Origin of the sequence: Enterobacter wuhouensis (genome assembly GCF_035835995.1) — a bacterium.
Classification (GTDB): Bacteria; Pseudomonadota; Gammaproteobacteria; order Enterobacterales; family Enterobacteriaceae; genus Enterobacter; species Enterobacter wuhouensis.
The window spans coordinates 1,521,737-1,538,830 of the sequence record NZ_CP142124.1 but is presented as its reverse complement, the minus strand read 5'-3'; the positions used below and the strand labels follow the sequence as shown (position 1 = coordinate 1,538,830).

Sequence of the window (17,094 nt, the reverse complement as noted above, 5' to 3'; positions counted from 1 at the left end):
ATGTGCGCTCGATCGCTGCTCTGTAAAGCGAAGCGACAAGAAGTGTCAATTGCCGTTCCGAATTTATTAATAATCAATAAGTTATTTGTCATTCAATTTTTTTGAGCAACCACGTCAATTCTCTTCGATTTTATCTCTCGCAAAAAAACGTGATACTTATCACATCGACGGAACATCGTCCCCTTAACAGAATAACCTGCGAGAGATTAACCATGAAAACCATTAAATATGCTGTTGCTGCTGTTGCCCTGTCCGCTCTGTCCTTTGGCGCATTCGCCGCGGAAGCGGTCTCTTCTACTCAGGCACAGAACATGAATAAAATCGGTGTGGTGAGTGCAGAAGGCGCAACCACGCTGGACGGTCTGGAAGCAAAACTGGCTGAGAAAGCGGCTGCAGCAGGCGCAAGCGGATACACCATTACCTCCGCGAACGCCAATAACAAACTGAGCGGCACTGCGGTTATCTACAAATAATCGACTGAATGAATGTACTACCCTCACCCTACCCTCTGGTGAGATGCTCCAACCCTCATTGACCCTGTTGTTGTTACCCTTTGTTTGCCCGTCCGCCACTGGACGGGCTTTTTTTTGCTTAAAAGGACCGGGCGACCCGCGCCAGCCCGTCGTCCACCGTTTCCACCTCACCGGTTGCCAGCAAACAGCAGGCCATCTGCAGCGTGATCGAGTGCGGAACGGGAACGCTTCCGGCCAGACACTGCTCTATCCAGTGCGCGGTCGTATGCGGATCTTTTGCCTGAGGCAGGATAACCTCGCTATTTTCTGCCCCACGCTCATACACCACGCGTGAGCCGGAAGAATCAATCAGCATCAGCTGAGGGCATCGCTGTGGATTAGCGTAAACCTCACCTTCTGTTCCATGCATCAACAACGCACGGCCACCAATTTCTTCGAAGAATTTGCCTACTCGCGTCACGTACTCCGGGTGCGATACGCTGGACAGGCGCAGCGCCGCATCTTCTGCAAACGGCGTGGCCAGTTTTGCCAGCGTGTGCGCACTGTTACGTACGCCCATTCGCCAGCGCATATCCAGCTGCTTTTCCAGCGGCGGGCAGAGCGCGCGGACGGGAATATAAACCGGCTGATGCCCGTCCAGCTTCGCCTGCGCCTGCCCCGCATGCAGAGTGGGTTCGATGCCTAAAAGCTCGAAGATAGTTTCCGTCAGCACGCGCGTCGGATCTTCACTCACCCCGTGCACCACCACCGGGAAACCGAGCTTGTTTAATAAAATAGCCAGGAGCGGCGTCAGGTTGGCCTGCTTGCGCGCGCCGTTATAGCTTGGGATCACAATCGGCATGGGCTTTGCCAGCGGCGGCGATAAGCGCAGCGTTTGCGCCTGCATAGCCTCATAAAAGCCGCGCATTTCGGCTTCACCTTCGCCTTTGATGCGCAGGGCGATCAGGATGCCACCCATCTCAAGTTCTGGCACATCGCCATTCAGCATATGGGTATACAGCGCGTGAGCCGTTTCCTGATCCAGATCGCGGGCATGGTTTTTTCCACGCCCTACCTCTTTGATAATTTTACGATAATCCACGACATCTCTCCTGACAGCTTCATCTTGTTAACAATATAGCCCTGAAGGACGCCCGGCCGTTAGTTTTTTATCTGCGGAATTAACCTTCTGTTTTGACGATAAAAAATAAACGCAAGCCTTTTCGGAATTATTTGTGATGGCTATAGAAGATTCTTACCCATACATTTTTTGATTAAATAACCAACGAAAAGTCATTGAGGTCACGGGTGAAAACGTCCAGGCAACGCGCTCACCAGAAACATATCAGGATTTATTATGAACAAGGTTGCTTTAGGTTTATTCATTGCTGCAACGGTAGGATGTTCCGCATCCGCATTTGCGGCTACAAACGGCGAAGGGCAAATTAACTTTACCGGTGAAATTATCGATTCTGCCTGTCAGGTCGTTAATGGGTTAAGCAACCCGTTAAACGTACAGTTAGGTAAAGTCTCTAAAACCGTATTTACCGGTGCAGGCTCCACCAGCACGTTAACAAAGTTTGATATTCAGCTAAAAGATTGTCCGGAAACAGTCACCTCTGCGGCAATTAACTTTGGCGGTACGCCGGATGCAAATAACAACTCCACGCTGGCATTAACGCCAGGCGCGGATACCGCAACGGGCGTGGCTATTCAGCTGGTTGACTCCTCTGAGCAACCGGTCAGCCTGTATACCCCTACTCAACAATATCCGTTAGCATCCGGCACGGCGGTGAACGACCTTGAGTTCGGTGCGCGTTATATTCAAACCGATGCGGCAGTTACCGCAGGCCCGGCTAACTCTGTATCGACTTTTACCGTTATTTATAACTGATATTATCAATCCTGAGATATTAACGTTATCAGCGTTAATATCTCTTATTTTTATTGAGAAATATTTATGCGCCACGGTTATTTACTGAGCACTCTTTTACTGGCTGCCGCCACTGCACATGCAGGTGTCGTGATTAACGGCACACGGCTGGTTTACCAGGGAGATAAAAAGGAATCATCTCTTGGTCTTTCAAATCCAGATGCTACGGATTATCTGGTACAGTCCTGGGTCGATTCCGGCGGTAAAAATCTGGCCAGAGCACCTTTTCTAATCACCCCACCGCTTTTTCGCCTGGATGCGAAAGAGGATAACGTTCTGCGCGTCGTGCGCACGGGTGGTAATTTACCCGACGATCGCGAATCCCTGTACTGGCTCAACATCAAAGCGATCCCATCGTCAAAACACGTCGAGGGGATGAATACCCTGCAAATCGCCATTAATACCCGCATTAAACTGCTGTATCGCCCGTCGGCGGTAAAAGGCAAACCTGAAGATGTGGCAGATAAACTTGAGTGGCGTCGTGAAGGCAACGATCTGGTGGTGAATAACCCTACGCCGTTCTATATGAATTTCCAGGCCGTGACGCTGAATGGTCAGAAAGTCACAAAAGCCACCTGGGCGGTGCCTAAAACGGAAACTCACTTTGCATTACCCGGCAGCGTGGGCGGTTCCACCGTCGCGTATTCCATCATTACGGATTACGGCAGCATCAGCCAGACATGGACGACATCCGTTCGTTAATATTGCGCGTAGACAAATAAAAATCATCATGTACAGCCATAAAAAGCCTTTCACATGCCGTATTTCGTTATTGCCGATCATTCTGTGTAGTCTGGTAATGGCGATCTTTGCGCAGCAGGCGATGGCCGATGATTATTTCAACCCGGCACTGCTGGATATTGATAATCCACAGCAGGGGAAAACCGATCTGTCGGTTTACGAGAAGGGCCCAGGACAAGCGCCGGGAAAATATCAGGTCACCATTTTTATCAATAATAATAAAATTGATACCCGTGACGTGACCTTCACCTTAAAAAATGATGCTCAGGGTAATAATTCGCTTCAGCCCTGCTTTAGCCTGAACGATTTAAAAAGCCTCGGCATCAGAACCCAAAAATATCCGCAGCTGATGGCTAAAGGACAGTGTGCCGATTTAACCGCCATTCCTGCGGCCTCCGCTTCGTTTCACGTTCGCAACCAGCAGCTGTTGCTCAGCATTCCTCAGATGGCGCTCGGCAAGGTCCCACGCGGCTATATCGACCCCAAGGAGTTCGATGAAGGGATCACCGCGGGGCTGCTGAACTACAGCGCCACGGCCAGCCAGAGCCATGCGCGCCAGCAGGGAGAACAGGACAACAGCAGCCAGTACGTCAACCTGCGGCCTGGCCTTAACGTCGGGGCCTGGCGCGTGCGCAATTATTCCACCTGGAACCGCAGCGCCACGGGCAAGGAGGAGGAGCAAAAGTTTTCCTCCGTCTATACCTACGCGCAGCGCGACATTGTGGCGATGAAAAGCGACCTGACGGTAGGACAAAGCTCCTCGCCTTCAGATGTTTTCGACAGCGTGCCCTACACCGGCGTGCAGCTCAACTCCGACAACGACATGCTGCCGGACAGCGAAAAAGGTTATGCGCCTATCATTCGCGGCACCGCCCACAGCAACGCGCTGGTGATGGTGCGTCAGAACGGTTACGTCATTTATCAGAATACCGTTGCCCCCGGCGCGTTTGAAATTAACGACCTCTACCCGACCGGCAGCAGCGGCGACCTGCAGGTGACGGTAAAAGAGACCGACGGCAGCGAAAGCCATTTTGTGGTGCCCTATGCCTCCGTGCCGGTTCTGCAGCGTGAAAAAAATCTGCGCTACAGCGTCACCGCCGGGCGTTATCGCTCTTATGACAAAGACGTGGAAAAGACGCCCTTTGCCCAAGGCAGCGCCATCTATGGCTTGCCCTATGGCTTCACCGCGTACGGCGGCGTGCAGCAGAGCAGCCACTATCAGTCGCAGGCGCTGGGCGCCGGAAAAAACATGGGCGATTTGGGCGCGTTCTCCATCGACGTCACCCGCGCCAAAGCCCTGCTGAAGAAGCAGCAGTCCAGCAAAGGCCAGTCCTGGCGCGTCCGTTACAGCAAAGATTTTGCCGGTTCGGGAACCAACTTCTCGCTCGCGGGCTATCGCTACAACAGCAAGGGGTTTTACACCATGGAGGATACCATGGAGTCATATACCCGCTCTGACGACTGGTCAGCACCGCAGCAGCGCCGCGCCCGTACCGAAGCCACTATCGACCAGACGCTGCCTGAAGGCTGGGGCTCCGTTACGCTGAGCCTGGTCAAAGAAACATACTGGAGCCAGAGCCAGAACATGACCTCCATGAGCGTCAGCTATAACAACAGCTGGCACGGCGTCAGCTACAGCCTGAGCTACAGCATGAACAAAAACACCAACGACAGCGATGAGGACGGTGAAGAGGTGACGAACGACAACCAGTTCTCGCTGAACGTCTCCGTTCCGCTCGATCGCTGGATGCACAACACCTGGGCCACCTACAACATGAATAACACCAAAGACGGCACCACGCAGAATATCGGGCTTAACGGCACGGCACTGAAGGAAGACAACCTGAACTGGAATATCCAGGAAGGACTCAGCCGCTCCGGAAGCGGTAATTCAACCAGCATGAACGCTGATTATAAAGCCACCTACGGCGAGGTGAGCGGCGGCGTCAGCCAGGACAAATATCAGCAAACCGTCAACGTCGGGCTGCAGGGAGGCGTGATTGCCCATGCCAACGGTATCACCCTGAGCCAGCCGCTCGGCGAAACCATCGCCCTGGTGAAAGCGCCGGGCACGCACGGGACGCATATCGCTAACCAGACCGGCGTTGAGACGGATTTCCGCGGCTATACCGTCGTACCGTTCGTTACCGCGTATCGTCACAACACCATCGCGCTGGATACCGAAACGCTGCCGGACGATGCCGACGTGACGCACGCGGCGCAGGTTGTCACCCCAACGCGCGGCGCCGTGGTGCGCGCGAGCTTTAACACCCGGGTGGGTAGCCGCGTGCTGATGACGCTCACGCAAAACGGAAAACCGCTGCCCTTCGGCGCAACGGTGACCACGGACGATAAGGACAGCGAGTTTATTGTCGGGAATGACGGCCAGACATACCTCTCTGGCCTGCCGCAGCAAGGGCATCTCGCCGTCTCCTGGGGACAGGATGCGAGCGAGCACTGCGTCGCTGACTATGCGCTAACGGATGAGAAAGAGAAAACCAGCATCATTAACGCTGCCGCGCAGTGTCACTGATTCACCGTTCAGGCTAAACATTATGCAAATGATTAAACAGTGCTTTTTCTTACTGGTTCTGGGTACCGCCGCGTTATTTATGCCGCACGCGAAGGCAAGTTGTTCCACGCCTGATATGCCGAAAATGATTAACGTCGCTACCCTGTCGGTCCCGACAACGCTGGCTGTGGGCGCCACTATCCCCGGCTCTGAACAGACGGTGCATGTTGCGGGCAACTGCGATCATCCCTACGAGAGCGGGATGGAAATCATCTCCTGCTACTACGGAAGCGGCTCGGAAATTCCCGGGTTAACCGGAGTTTATGATTCGGGCGTACCCGGCGTCGGCGTGGCATTAATGAATGATAAAGGTCAGCGTATTACTGGAGGGGGCAAAACCGCCTGCGATTCCCGCAGTACGCCAGTTGGCTATGTGTCAAATGACGGAATGCAGTCATTTGATTTTAACGTCACCCTTGAACTGGTGAAAACCAGTGAGGCAGTCCAGTCCGGTACCCTGATGCAGGCGCAAACCGAGTTCGGTATCGGCGTGTATGGCAATGACGGCATCGGGAGTCCGAACACTATCTCCTACGCCGGTAACGTCAATTTCCAGAATGTCACCTGCTCCGTCCTGCCAAGAAATCTGACGGTTGATCTGGGTGATTTCCCGGTCAGTTCGTTTGTGAGCGTGGGAACCCTCTCTTCTCCGGCGCAGAATTTTGACGTCACGGTGAATTGTAACAGCACCGTGCAGCCCGAGGTAAAAGTGACAAGTTCAAACGGGTATGAAACGGCGTTCGAAGGCGTGCTGAAACTCACTCAGCAGACCGGCATGGCAACGGGCGTCGGGGTTCAAATGGTGTTCGACAACAATATCGCCACGTTCGATACCTACGTAAACACCCAACGCGAAGCGGTAGCCAACGAAACGCTGGCCATTCCATTCCAGGTTCGCTATGAACAAATCAGCGATGTAGTCACACCCGGACCGGCCAACACCGTTGCCACCATCACCCTCGCCTATAAGTGAACGACATGAAAAAGACCATTGCGATACTCATGCTGGGGCTGATGGCCCAGGCACAGGCAGACGACATTCAGATCCAGATGAAGGGGAATATTTACGCCAATACCTGCGTCATCGACAGCGCCAGCCGCAACCTGACGGTGGATTTAGGCCAGGCGGTGTCGGGCAGTTTTAAAGACGTTGGCGATACGGGCGCGTGGAAAGACTTCTCCCTGCTGCTGACGCACTGTCCGACCACGCGCTCGCTGGTTACCGCCTTTTTCTATGGACAGGCCGATAGCGTACACCCCACAAAATTTGCCAATACCGGCAGCGCAAAAGGGCTGGCGCTGGAGCTGGCGGATCGCCAGGACAAGATCCTCATCGCCCCACAGGCGGCATTTAGCGTCCCGATTAATACTGCCGACCACACGGCCACCTTTCCGCTCGCCGCGCGCTATTACGCCACCTCCATGCCCGTCAGCGCCGGGACGTTCAGCAGCGTGATTCAGGTGACCTTCACTTACCAGTAGGACCGCGCCCCTTAGCACGGATGCTTTTTTTACGCCCGGCGGCCAGTTTTGCCGGGCGTTTTTTTACCTCCGGCACCTCCGGCTGCTCTATCGGGAAGATCGGCAGCGCGTTCAGCAGCCGCTGGCCGTAGTTTTTGGTGAGCAGACGCTTATCGTAAATCACCACTTCGCCCCAGCAGCCGTGGCTACGAATAAGACGCCCCACCTGCTGAATCAGGTTAAACGACGCCGCAGGCAGGCTTTGCACCTCAAACGGATAGCGGTTCAGGCTTTTCAGCCACTCGCCTTCGGTGATCACTACCGGGCTGTCGATGGGCGGGAAGGCGATTTTATGAATATGCACCTGCGTCAGGTAGTCCCCTTTCAAGTCCAGACCTTCCGCAAACGACTGTAGCCCCACCAGCACGCTGCGCTCGCCGTTATCAATGCGCTTGCGGTGCGTTTCCACCAAGCGGTAGCGCGGCTGGTCGCCCTGCACCAGCAGCAGCAGGCGCAGATCGGTCACGAACTCAAGAAAACGCTGCATCGCCCGCCCGCTGGCAAACAGCACCAGCATGCCGGGGTACTTTTTGCTCTCGACCTGTTCGCGGAAGTAGGCCGCCATTTCGGCAATATGCTGCTCTTCGTTGTCGATGAGCGGCTCGAACGACATGCGCGGAATGACCAGCTTGCCCTGCTCGCAGTGGTTAAACGGCGAGTCCAGCGCCACGAAGCGGTCGCCCGCTTTCTCCTTCAGGCCGCTCATCTCCTGCAGGCGAGAAAAGCTGTTCAGGGAGCGCAGCGTGGCTGAAGTGACCACCACGTGCGGCACGCTGCGCCAGATCAGCTTTTCCAGCTGATCGGCCACGCGAATGCCCACGCAGTGGAAAAAGAGATGCACCTGCCCGTCCCGCTCTTCCCGCGTGGCCCACTTGGTGACCGGCGCGCCGGAGGCCTGCGCCAGCGAGGCCAGTCGCCAGAGCTTACTCTGTGATTCAAACATGCCCAGCGCGCGGTTCATCTGCAGCAGGACGCGGTGAACGCGCACCACGTCGTGCGTGCCGGTTTTCTCGCTGAGATCGTTCAGGAACATTTCTGCCAGGCCGCGCAGCTTCTCAAGAAGTTTCGCCAGCTGCTTGCAGATCTCCATTATCTCTTCCGGCAGTTCGCCCATTGCGAAGCGGTGTTCGGCCTCCTGCGTTTGCGGGAGGTAAAGATTCAGGATGTTATTCAGCGATGAAATGAGGCCGTAGACCTCTTCGCAGTGCTCGCTCAGCCGCTCCGGGACCGCCAGCGGCGGCGTGGTTTTCGGGCGGAACTGCTCCATGCAGGTGGCAATCAGCTTGCAGAACAGATCGAGCTGCAGGCGGAACCACGGGGCGGTAATTTCCGCGCTCATCTCCAGCGCGTCCCGCGCCACGTCCGGCAGGTGATGGCCTTCATCAAGCACCAGCAGCAGATTTTTGGGCTCCGGCAGCACCGCTTCGCTTTCCAGTGCCGCCATCACCAGCGCGTGGTTGGCCACAACCACTTCCGCCTCCTGAATTTCGCGACGGGCGACAAAGAACGGGCACTCGCGGTAGTAGTGGCAGTTACGGTTCAGGCAGCTTGCTTTATCGGTGCTGAGCCTGCGCCACAGATCGTCGCTGATGGCTTTGTCGGTATGGTCGCGCAGGCCATCCCACTTATACCCGTCAAGATCGACCTTGAGCGTGGCGCAGAGTTCCTGCTCGGCCTTGTTGTTCGGCGTGAGATCGTCGTCGAGGAAGGCCAGCAGATCCTGCTGCGTCGCCTCGCTGCTGGCGAGCCCCGCCAGGTTGCGCGGACACACGTAGCGCCCGCGTCCAAACGCCGCGGTAAAACGCAGCTCGGGGATGATTTTTCGCAGCAGCGGCAGGTCTTTACTGAAGATCTGATCCTGCAGCGCCACGTTGGCGGTGCTGACCACCAGCGTTTTCTGTTCTTCCCTGGCGATGGCAATGCCGGGAATAAGGTATGAAAGGGTTTTCCCGACGCCGGTTGGGGCTTCAATCGCAAGATGTCGCCCGTAGTCCCCGGCGAGCGTTTTGGCCACGTCAGCAATCATCTGCCGCTGCGGCGCTCGGGGGATAAAGTCGGGGATCTGCTGTTGTAGCGCCTTATACCATGCGCCAATTTGCGCTTTGAGCGCAGCGGTTAAAGCCATCGGGAAACCTGAAATACTGTATAAACAGCCACTATTGTGGCACTTTCTTTGGGTTGCCGCAAAAAGAAAAGCCCGGCTTTACGACCGGGCTTCCAGATTACTGCGGGTTAGCAGGCTTGCGCGGGCGGCGTCGACGCTGCCCTTCTCCTGCCGGTTTCCCTTCGCCGCTGCGCCACGGGTTTTCACCCGCCGGTTTGCTGTCGTTGTTACGACGCGGCGGTTTGCCGGATGATTTCGGCGCGCCACCTTCTGTACGACGCGGCTGCTGACCGCGACCGCCGCCGCCCTGACCACGTCCACCGCCGCCCTGACGGCCGTTCTGAATCGGCTCGGCTTTGATGGACGGGTCCACTTCATAGCCTGGGGTTTCGATGCGCGGGATCTCTTTCTTCAGCAGGCGCTCGATGTCGCGCAGAAGCTTGTGCTCGTCCACGCAGACCAGAGAAAGCGCTTCACCGGTTGCCGCCGCGCGGCCGGTACGACCAATGCGGTGAACGTAATCTTCCGGCACGTTAGGCAGCTCGTAGTTCACCACGTGCGGCAGCTCTTCGATGTCCAGACCGCGGGCGGCGATGTCGGTCGCCACCAGCACGCGGATGTCGCCGGATTTGAAGTCCGCCAGCGCACGGGTACGCGCGCCCTGGCTCTTGTTACCGTGGATCGCCGCGCTGCGGATGCCGTCCTTGTTGAGCTGTTCCGCCAGGTGGTTAGCGCCGTGTTTGGTGCGGGTAAAGACCAGCACCTGCTGCCAGTTGCCCTGGCCGATCATCTGGGAGAGCAGCTCCCGCTTGCGCTTTTTATCCACAAAGTGAACGTGCTGCGTCACCTGCTCGGAGGCGGTGTTGCGGCGCGCCACTTCCACTTCCAGCGGGTTGTGCAGCAGCTTTTCTGCCAGGCCTTTAATCTCATCAGAGAAGGTCGCGGAGAAAAGCAGGTTCTGACGACGCGCGGGCAGCTTGGCCAGCACGCGACGGATATCGTGAATGAAGCCCATGTCGAGCATGCGGTCAGCTTCATCCAGCACCAGAATTTCAATACCATCAAGCTTAACGGCGTTCTGGTGTTCAAGATCCAGCAGACGGCCCGGCGTTGCCACCAGCACGTCCACGCCGCCGCGCAGCTTCATCATCTGCGGGTTAATGCTTACCCCACCGAAAACCACCAGCGAGCGAATGTTGAGGTAGCGGCTGTACTCGCGCACGTTCTCGCCAATCTGCGCCGCCAGCTCGCGGGTTGGGGTGAGGATCAGCGCGCGAACCGGACGACGACCTTTGGCGTGCGGCTGGTTTTTAACCAGCAGCTCTAACAGCGGCAGCGTAAAGCCGGCGGTTTTACCGGTGCCGGTCTGGGCGCTGGCCATCAGGTCACGGCCCTGAAGAACGGCGGGGATCGCCTGCTGCTGGATAGGGGTTGGCTCGACGTAGCCCTGCTCTGCAATCGCACGCAGAATTTCAGGGTTCAGGCCAAGGGAATCAAAAGACATAAAAACTCCGAACCGCCCCGACCATCACAGGTGTAGTTTTCAGGGAGATATAACAATTAGGAGGACAAAAACCACAGTGTCGCGAAGCAGCGGAGTGTAGCAGCTTTTGTGACGTGGCGCATAAAATATCCCTCAGCCTTCACTCGACGGAAAGGCGAATCAGGCATAATCTTAATCAATCGATTGATTAATTTTTAATGCTGCTATGAATACGACACCCACAACAACCAAAGGTGAACAGGCCAAAAGCCAGCTTATCGCCGCCGCGCTGGCGCAGTTTGGTGAGTATGGCCTGCACGCCACCACGCGGGATATTGCCGCGCAGGCCGGGCAGAACATTGCGGCCATCACCTACTACTTTGGCTCAAAAGAGGATTTATACCTCGCCTGCGCGCAGTGGATCGCCGATTTTATCGAGAGGAACTTTCGCCCGCACGTCGAGGAGGCCACCGCGCTGTTCAGCCAGCCAGCGCCTGACCGTGCCGCCATCCGTCAGCTTATCCTCAACGCCTGCCACAACATGATCCGCCTGCTGACGCACGACGATACGCTGAACCTGAGTAAGTTTATCTCACGCGAACAGCTTTCGCCTTCCGCCGCCTACCAGCTGGTACATGACCAGGTGATTGCGCCGATGCACTCGCACCTTACGCGGCTCATTGCGGCCTATACCGGCCGGGAGGCCAACGATACCGAGACGATTTTGCATACCCATGCCCTGCTGGGCGAAGTGCTCGCCTTCCGTCTGGGGCGTGAGACCATCCTGTTACGCACGGGCTGGACACAATTCGATGAGGATAAAGCCGCGCAGATTGGCCGGGTTATCGCCTGTCATCTCGATCTGATCCTGAATGGCTTAACGCAAAGGAGCCTGAAGTCATGAAAAAACCTGTCGCCATCGTTCTGGTGGTTGTTGTGTTGCTTGCTGCGGGAGTCGGCGGCTGGCTGTGGTATCAAAGCCAGCAGGATAAAGGCCTGACGCTGTATGGTAACGTCGATATACGCACCGTGAATATGAGCTTCCGCGTCGGCGGGCGGCTGGCGTCGCTGAGCGTTGACGAAGGCGATGCCATTAAAAGCGGGCAGACGCTGGGGATGCTGGATAAAGCGCCCTACGAAAACGCCCTGATGCAGGCCAAGGCAGGCGTTTCGGTGGCGCAGGCGCAGTATGACCTGATGCTGGCAGGCTATCGCGATGAAGAGATCGCCCAGGCCGCCGCCGCCGTTAAGCAGGCGAAAGCCGCCTATGACTACGCGCAGAACTTCTACGCGCGCCAGCAGGGGCTGTGGAAAAGCCGCACCATTTCTGCCAATGACCTGGAAAATGCGCGCTCGTCACGCGACCAGGCGCAGGCGACGCTGAAATCCGCGCAGGATAAACTGAGCCAGTACCGCACCGGCAACCGCGCGCAGGATATCGCTCAGGCGAAAGCCAGCCTTGAGCAGGCGCAGGCGCAGCTGGCCCAGGCGGAGCTGGATCTGCACGACACCACCTTAATCGCGCCGTCTGACGGCACGCTGATGACCCGCGCCGTTGAGCCAGGCAGCATGCTCAGCGCGGGCAGCACCGTCTTAACGCTCTCCCTGACGCGCCCGGTGTGGGTGCGCGCCTATATCGACGAACCGAACCTCGGCCAGATGCAGCCGGGCCGCGAGCTGCTGCTTTACACCGACGGCCGTCCGGACAAGCCCTATCACGGCAAAGTGGGCTTTGTCTCCCCGACCGCCGAATTCACCCCGAAAACGGTTGAAACGCCGGACCTGCGTACCGACCTGGTGTATCGCCTGCGCATCATCGTGACCGACGCGGACGACGCGCTGCGCCAGGGCATGCCCGTCACCGTAACAGTGAACGACGGGGAACGACATGAATGACGCGGTTATTCAGCTCAACAACCTGGTCAAACGCTTCGCGGGGATGGACAAGCCGGCGGTCGCGCCGCTGAACTGCACCATCCAGAAAGGCTATGTGACCGGTCTGGTGGGCCCGGACGGCGCGGGCAAAACGACGCTGATGCGGATGCTGGCGGGTCTGCTGAAGCCGGACGAAGGCTCCGCCAGCGTGCTCGGCCTTGACCCGATCAAAGACGACGGCCCCCTTCATGCGATTATGGGCTATATGCCGCAGAAGTTTGGCCTGTACGAAGATCTGACGGTGATGGAAAACCTGAATCTCTATGCCGATCTGCGCAGCGTCACCGGCGAAACGCGGCAGAAAACCTTCGCGCGCCTGCTGGAGTTTACCTCCCTCGGCCCGTTCACCGACCGGCTGGCGGGCAAGCTCTCCGGCGGGATGAAGCAGAAGCTGGGGCTGGCCTGCACGCTGGTGGGCAAGCCGAAGGTGCTGCTGCTGGATGAGCCCGGCGTGGGCGTTGACCCGATATCCCGCCGCGAGCTGTGGCAGATGGTGCACGAGCTGGCGGGCGACGGGATGCTGATCCTCTGGAGCACCTCCTACCTCGACGAAGCGGAACAGTGCCGCGACGTGCTGCTGATGAACGAAGGCGAGCTGCTCTATCAGGGTGAGCCAACGACGCTGACGCAGAGCATGGCCGGGCGCAGCTTCCTGCTGCACAGCCCGCAGGAGTCTAACCGCAGGCTGCTGCAGCGGGTGCTTAAGCTGCCGCAGGTGAGCGACGGAATGATTCAGGGACGTTCGGTGCGCGTGATCCTCAAAAAGGAGGCTACCGCCGACGATGTTCGTCAGGCGAAAGGGATGCCGGAAATTGACATTGAGGAAACCGCTCCGCGCTTTGAAGACGCCTTTATCGATCTGCTGGGGGGCGCGGGGACGTCGGAATCGCCGCTCGCGGCCATTCTGCACACGGTTGAAGGCACGCCGGGCGAAACGGTGATCGAGGCCAAGTCCCTGACCAAGAAGTTCGGTGACTTTGCCGCGACCGACAACGTCAACTTTGCGGTGAAGCGCGGGGAGATTTTTGGCCTGCTCGGGCCAAACGGCGCGGGAAAATCGACCACCTTTAAAATGATGTGCGGCCTGCTGGTGCCGACGTCCGGCAAGGCGCTGGTGCTGGATATGGATTTGAAGGTCAGCTCCGGCAAGGCGCGCCAGCGGCTTGGCTATATGGCGCAAAAGTTTTCGCTGTACGGCAACCTGACGGTCGAGCAGAACCTGCGTTTTTTCTCCGGCGTGTACGGCCTGCGCGGCCGGGCGCAGAGCGAGAAAATCCGCCGCATGAGCGACGCCTTCGCGTTAACCAACATTGCCACCCACGCCACCGACGAGCTGCCGCTCGGCTTTAAGCAGCGGCTGGCGCTCGCCTGCTCGCTGATGCACGAGCCGGACATTCTGTTTCTGGATGAACCGACGTCGGGCGTTGACCCCATTACCCGCCGCGAATTCTGGCTGCATATCAACAGCATGGTGGAGAAAGGCGTTACCGTCATGGTGACCACCCACTTTATGGACGAGGCGGAGTACTGCGACCGCATCGGGCTGGTCTATCGCGGCAAGCTGATTGCCCACGGCACGCCGGACGACCTGAAGGAACAGGCCGCCGACCAGGAGGTCCCGGACCCGACCATGGAGCAGGCGTTTATTACCCTCATCCACGACTGGGATAAGGAGAATGCCCATGCGCAGTAACGCCATTTCGTGGCGCAGGGTGCGCGCCCTGTGCGTTAAAGAGACGCGCCAGATCGTGCGCGATCCCAGCAGCTGGCTGATCGCGGTGGTGATCCCCCTGCTGCTGCTGTTTATCTTTGGCTACGGCATTAACCTCGACTCCAGCAAGCTGCGGGTCGGCATCCTGCTGGAGCAGCGGAGCGAAGAGGCGCTGGACTTTACCCACGCCATGACCGGCTCGCCCTACATCGACGCCACCATCAGCGACAGCCGGCAGGAATTGATCCAGAAAATGCAGGCAGGGAAAATTCGCGGCCTGATCGTCATCCCGGTGGATTTCGCCGCCAACATGGCCCGCTCGGGCGCCGATGCGCCGATTCAGGTCATCACCGACGGCAGCGAGCCGAACACCGCCAACTTTGTGCAGGGCTACGCGGAGGGGATCTGGCAGCTGTGGCAGATGCAGCGCGCGGAAGACCGGGGGGAGACGTTTGAACCGCTGATCGACGTGCAGACGCGCTACTGGTTTAACCCCGCCGCCATCAGCCAGCACTTTATTATTCCGGGCGCGGTGACGATCATCATGACGGTGATCGGCGCGATCCTGACCTCGCTGGTGATTGCCCGCGAATGGGAGCGCGGCACCATGGAGGCGCTGCTCTCTACCGAAGTGACGCGGGTTGAACTGCTGCTGTGCAAGCTCATCCCCTACTATTTCCTCGGCATGCTGGCGATGTTGCTCTGTATGCTGGTCGCCGTCTTTATCCTCGGCGTGCCGTACCGCGGTTCGCTGGTGCTGCTGTTCTTTATCACCAGCCTGTTTTTGCTCAGCACTCTGGGCATGGGGCTGCTGATTTCCACCGTTACCCGCAACCAGTTCAACGCCGCGCAGGTGGCGCTTAATGCCGCTTTCCTGCCGTCGATTATGCTCTCCGGGTTTATCTTCCAGATAGACAGTATGCCCGCCGTCATCCGCGCCGTGACCTACATTATTCCGGCGCGTTACTTCGTGAGCACGCTGCAAAGCCTGTTCCTGGCGGGGAATATTCCGGTGGTGCTGATTATCAACACCCTGTTTTTGATGGCGTCGGCGGTGATGTTTATCGGGCTGACGTGGATGAAAACGAAAAGAAGATTAGATTAGCCATCGGATTTTGTAGGTCGGGTAAGCGCAAGCGCCACCCGACAGGAGGACGACGCGATGTTTCACCGTTTATGGACACTGATCCGCAAAGAACTGCAATCCCTGCTGCGCGAGCCGCAAACCCGCGCCATTCTGGTCTTGCCGGTGCTGATCCAGGTTTTACTGTTCCCGTTTGCCGCCACCCTTGAGGTGACCAACGCCACCATTGCCATTTACAACGAAGATAACGGCAAACATTCCGTCGAGCTGACCCAGCGCTTTGCCCGGGCGAAAGCGTTCACCCACATCCTGCTGCTGAAAAGCCCGCAGGAGATCCAGCCGACCATCGACACGCAAAAGGCCCTGCTGCTGGTGCGCTTCCCGGCGGATTTTTCCCGTAACCTGGATACCTTCCAGACCGCGCCGATGCAGCTGATCCTCGACGGGCGTAACTCTAACAGCGCCCAGATAGCGGCCAACTATCTGCAGCAGGTGGTGAAGGATTACCAGCAGGAGCTGATGCAGGGAAAACCTAAGCCCAACAACAGCGAGCTGGTGGTGCGCAACTGGTACAACCCGAATCTGGACTACAAGTGGTTTGTGGTACCGTCGCTGATTGCCATGATCACCACCATCGGGGTGATGATCGTGACGTCATTGTCCGTGGCGCGCGAGCGCGAACAGGGCACGCTGGATCAGCTGCTGGTCTCCCCGCTCGCCACCTGGCAGATTTTCGTCGGCAAAGCGGTTCCGGCGCTGATTGTGGCGACATTCCAGGCCACCATCGTGCTGGGCGTGGGGATCTTTGCTTACCAGATCCCGTTCGCCGGATCGCTGGCGCTGTTTTACTTCACGATGCTGATTTACGGGCTGTCGCTGGTGGGGTTCGGGCTGCTGATTTCGGCGCTCTGCTCCACGCAGCAACAGGCGTTTATCGGGGTATTCGTCTTTATGATGCCGGCGATTTTGCTCTCAGGGTACGTCTCCCCCGTCGAGAATATGCCGGTGTGGCTGCAGGTTATAACGTGGATTAACCCGATTCGTCACTTCACGGATATCACCAAGCAGATCTATCTTAAAGATGCGAGTCTGGACATTGTCTGGGGAAGTTTGTGGCCGCTACTGGTCATAGCGGCCACGACGGGCTCAGTGGCCTATGCGATGTTTAGACGAAACATTGCGTAGCTTTTTCTCTTTGGTCAGCAAAGAGACAACCGCAGGCCCTGCGAGGATTGCCAGACCCGCCAGGGCCAGCAGCAGGTTGTTTTGCAGCACGCGTGACAGCAGCCACAGGACGATCATTGCCGCACCAAAATACCAGGTGGTGGTGAGCTCTTCGAGCACATCACCCACTTCACGCCAGCGCGCCTCATGATGGCGCTGCAAGAACAGCATCGACAGCACGGTCACGCCGTAAATCACACATAACCCTAAGCCAACACGCACCAGCGTGCCGCTCATCCAGCCCATCACCAGTACGGCCACGACCAGTAAATGCAACATTATCTGCCAGCAACTAAGACCCGTTGCGACACGAACACGTTGTTGCCACTTCATG

General features: G+C 57.5%; 15 protein-coding genes. 11 read left to right on the top strand and 4 right to left on the bottom strand.

From position 1 onward, the window contains the following. Window positions 1–212: 212 nt before the first annotated feature. Window positions 213–473, top strand: coding sequence for a DUF1471 family protein YbiJ (ybiJ, locus tag VPX56_RS07355; RefSeq protein WP_131632970.1), 261 nt, complete (start codon window positions 213–215; stop codon window positions 471–473). Between the two features lie 118 nt (window positions 474–591). Here ybiJ and ybiB read toward each other — a convergent pair whose 3' ends face one another. Beyond that, complete coding sequence (ybiB, locus tag VPX56_RS07350) at window positions 592–1,554, bottom strand: DNA-binding protein YbiB (protein WP_263611188.1); 963 nt, start codon at window positions 1,552–1,554, stop codon at window positions 592–594. 255 nt (window positions 1,555–1,809) lie between these two features. Here ybiB and VPX56_RS07345 point away from each other — a divergent pair, with 255 nt between their 5' ends. The 5 genes from VPX56_RS07345 (at window position 1,810) to VPX56_RS07325 (ending at window position 7,180) form a co-directional block, all read left to right on the top strand. After that, window positions 1,810–2,346, top strand: a complete 537-nt coding sequence (locus tag VPX56_RS07345; protein ID WP_131632972.1) for a fimbrial protein — start codon at window positions 1,810–1,812, stop codon at window positions 2,344–2,346. A gap of 66 nt (window positions 2,347–2,412) precedes the next feature. Next, window positions 2,413–3,087, top strand: a complete 675-nt coding sequence (locus VPX56_RS07340) for a fimbrial biogenesis chaperone (RefSeq protein ID WP_131632973.1) — start codon at window positions 2,413–2,415, stop codon at window positions 3,085–3,087. Between the two features lie 28 nt (window positions 3,088–3,115). Beyond that, a complete protein-coding gene (locus VPX56_RS07335) occupies window positions 3,116–5,659 on the top strand; it encodes a fimbria/pilus outer membrane usher protein (RefSeq protein WP_326470815.1) in 2,544 nt (847 codons plus the stop codon). A 22-nt stretch (window positions 5,660–5,681) separates the two neighbouring features. Then, on the top strand, window positions 5,682–6,671 hold the full coding sequence (locus VPX56_RS07330; protein WP_263611190.1) for a fimbrial protein: 990 nt from the start codon (window positions 5,682–5,684) through the stop codon (window positions 6,669–6,671). A 5-nt stretch (window positions 6,672–6,676) separates the two neighbouring features. Continuing rightward, window positions 6,677–7,180, top strand: a complete 504-nt coding sequence (locus VPX56_RS07325) for a fimbrial protein (RefSeq protein WP_263611191.1) — start codon at window positions 6,677–6,679, stop codon at window positions 7,178–7,180. Here the strand turns inward: VPX56_RS07325 and dinG are convergent. Both dinG and rhlE read right to left on the bottom strand, forming a co-directional pair. Beyond that, entirely contained in the window at window positions 7,167–9,344 is a 2,178-nt protein-coding gene (dinG, locus tag VPX56_RS07320) for an ATP-dependent DNA helicase DinG (protein ID WP_326470813.1), read from the bottom strand. The genes VPX56_RS07325 and dinG overlap by 14 nt on opposite strands. Window positions 9,345–9,441: 97 nt before the next feature. Beyond that, complete coding sequence (gene rhlE / locus VPX56_RS07315) at window positions 9,442–10,827, bottom strand: ATP-dependent RNA helicase RhlE (RefSeq protein ID WP_131632978.1); 1,386 nt, start codon at window positions 10,825–10,827, stop codon at window positions 9,442–9,444. Between the two features lie 205 nt (window positions 10,828–11,032). Between rhlE and cecR the strand changes: the two genes are divergently transcribed. Genes cecR through VPX56_RS07290 form a run of 5 tightly spaced genes read left to right on the top strand, consistent with a single transcriptional unit; the run spans window position 11,033 to window position 16,721 of the window. Continuing rightward, on the top strand, window positions 11,033–11,710 hold the full coding sequence (gene cecR / locus VPX56_RS07310; protein WP_263611193.1) for a transcriptional regulator CecR: 678 nt from the start codon (window positions 11,033–11,035) through the stop codon (window positions 11,708–11,710). Further along, on the top strand, window positions 11,707–12,702 hold the full coding sequence (gene hlyD / locus VPX56_RS07305; RefSeq protein ID WP_131632980.1) for a secretion protein HlyD: 996 nt from the start codon (window positions 11,707–11,709) through the stop codon (window positions 12,700–12,702). The genes cecR and hlyD overlap by 4 nt, the downstream gene beginning before the upstream one ends. Next, window positions 12,695–14,434 carry an ATP-binding cassette domain-containing protein gene (locus tag VPX56_RS07300; protein ID WP_326470808.1) on the top strand — a complete coding sequence of 580 codons (1,740 nt, stop codon included), beginning with the start codon at window positions 12,695–12,697 and terminating at the stop codon, window positions 14,432–14,434. The genes hlyD and VPX56_RS07300 overlap by 8 nt, the downstream gene beginning before the upstream one ends. Next, the gene (locus tag VPX56_RS07295) at window positions 14,424–15,557 is read left to right on the top strand and encodes an ABC transporter permease (RefSeq protein WP_326470806.1); all 1,134 of its coding nucleotides are present in this window, start codon (window positions 14,424–14,426) and stop codon (window positions 15,555–15,557) included. The genes VPX56_RS07300 and VPX56_RS07295 overlap by 11 nt, the downstream gene beginning before the upstream one ends. A gap of 57 nt (window positions 15,558–15,614) precedes the next feature. Beyond that, window positions 15,615–16,721, top strand: coding sequence for an ABC transporter permease (locus VPX56_RS07290; RefSeq protein ID WP_326470804.1), 1,107 nt, complete (start codon window positions 15,615–15,617; stop codon window positions 16,719–16,721). On the opposite strand, the gene VPX56_RS07285 is transcribed toward VPX56_RS07290, so the two are convergent. Then, window positions 16,683–17,093: a YbhQ family protein gene (locus VPX56_RS07285; protein WP_131632984.1), complete on the bottom strand. Its 411-nt coding sequence runs from the start codon at window positions 17,091–17,093 to the stop codon at window positions 16,683–16,685. The genes VPX56_RS07290 and VPX56_RS07285 overlap by 39 nt on opposite strands. Window position 17,094: the final 1 nt, after the last annotated feature.

Excerpts from the sequence above, each read along its gene's own strand:
- VPX56_RS07290 (WP_326470804.1), top strand. The coding sequence starts at position 15,615 with ATGTTTCACCGTTTATGGACACTGATCCGCAAAGAACTGCAATCCCTG.
- hlyD (WP_131632980.1), top strand. The coding sequence starts at position 11,707 with ATGAAAAAACCTGTCGCCATCGTTCTGGTGGTTGTTGTGTTGCTTGCT.
- VPX56_RS07330 (WP_263611190.1), top strand. The coding sequence starts at position 5,682 with ATGCAAATGATTAAACAGTGCTTTTTCTTACTGGTTCTGGGTACCGCC.
- ybiJ (WP_131632970.1), top strand. The coding sequence starts at position 213 with ATGAAAACCATTAAATATGCTGTTGCTGCTGTTGCCCTGTCCGCTCTG.
- VPX56_RS07295 (WP_326470806.1), top strand. The coding sequence starts at position 14,424 with ATGCGCAGTAACGCCATTTCGTGGCGCAGGGTGCGCGCCCTGTGCGTT.
- dinG (WP_326470813.1), bottom strand. The coding sequence starts at position 9,344 with ATGGCTTTAACCGCTGCGCTCAAAGCGCAAATTGGCGCATGGTATAAG.
- VPX56_RS07340 (WP_131632973.1), top strand. The coding sequence starts at position 2,413 with ATGCGCCACGGTTATTTACTGAGCACTCTTTTACTGGCTGCCGCCACT.
- VPX56_RS07300 (WP_326470808.1), top strand. The coding sequence starts at position 12,695 with ATGAATGACGCGGTTATTCAGCTCAACAACCTGGTCAAACGCTTCGCG.
- rhlE (WP_131632978.1), bottom strand. The coding sequence starts at position 10,827 with ATGTCTTTTGATTCCCTTGGCCTGAACCCTGAAATTCTGCGTGCGATT.
- VPX56_RS07285 (WP_131632984.1), bottom strand. The coding sequence starts at position 17,093 with ATGAAGTGGCAACAACGTGTTCGTGTCGCAACGGGTCTTAGTTGCTGG.
- VPX56_RS07345 (WP_131632972.1), top strand. The coding sequence starts at position 1,810 with ATGAACAAGGTTGCTTTAGGTTTATTCATTGCTGCAACGGTAGGATGT.
- VPX56_RS07335 (WP_326470815.1), top strand. The coding sequence starts at position 3,116 with ATGTACAGCCATAAAAAGCCTTTCACATGCCGTATTTCGTTATTGCCG.
- VPX56_RS07325 (WP_263611191.1), top strand. The coding sequence starts at position 6,677 with ATGAAAAAGACCATTGCGATACTCATGCTGGGGCTGATGGCCCAGGCA.
- cecR (WP_263611193.1), top strand. The coding sequence starts at position 11,033 with ATGAATACGACACCCACAACAACCAAAGGTGAACAGGCCAAAAGCCAG.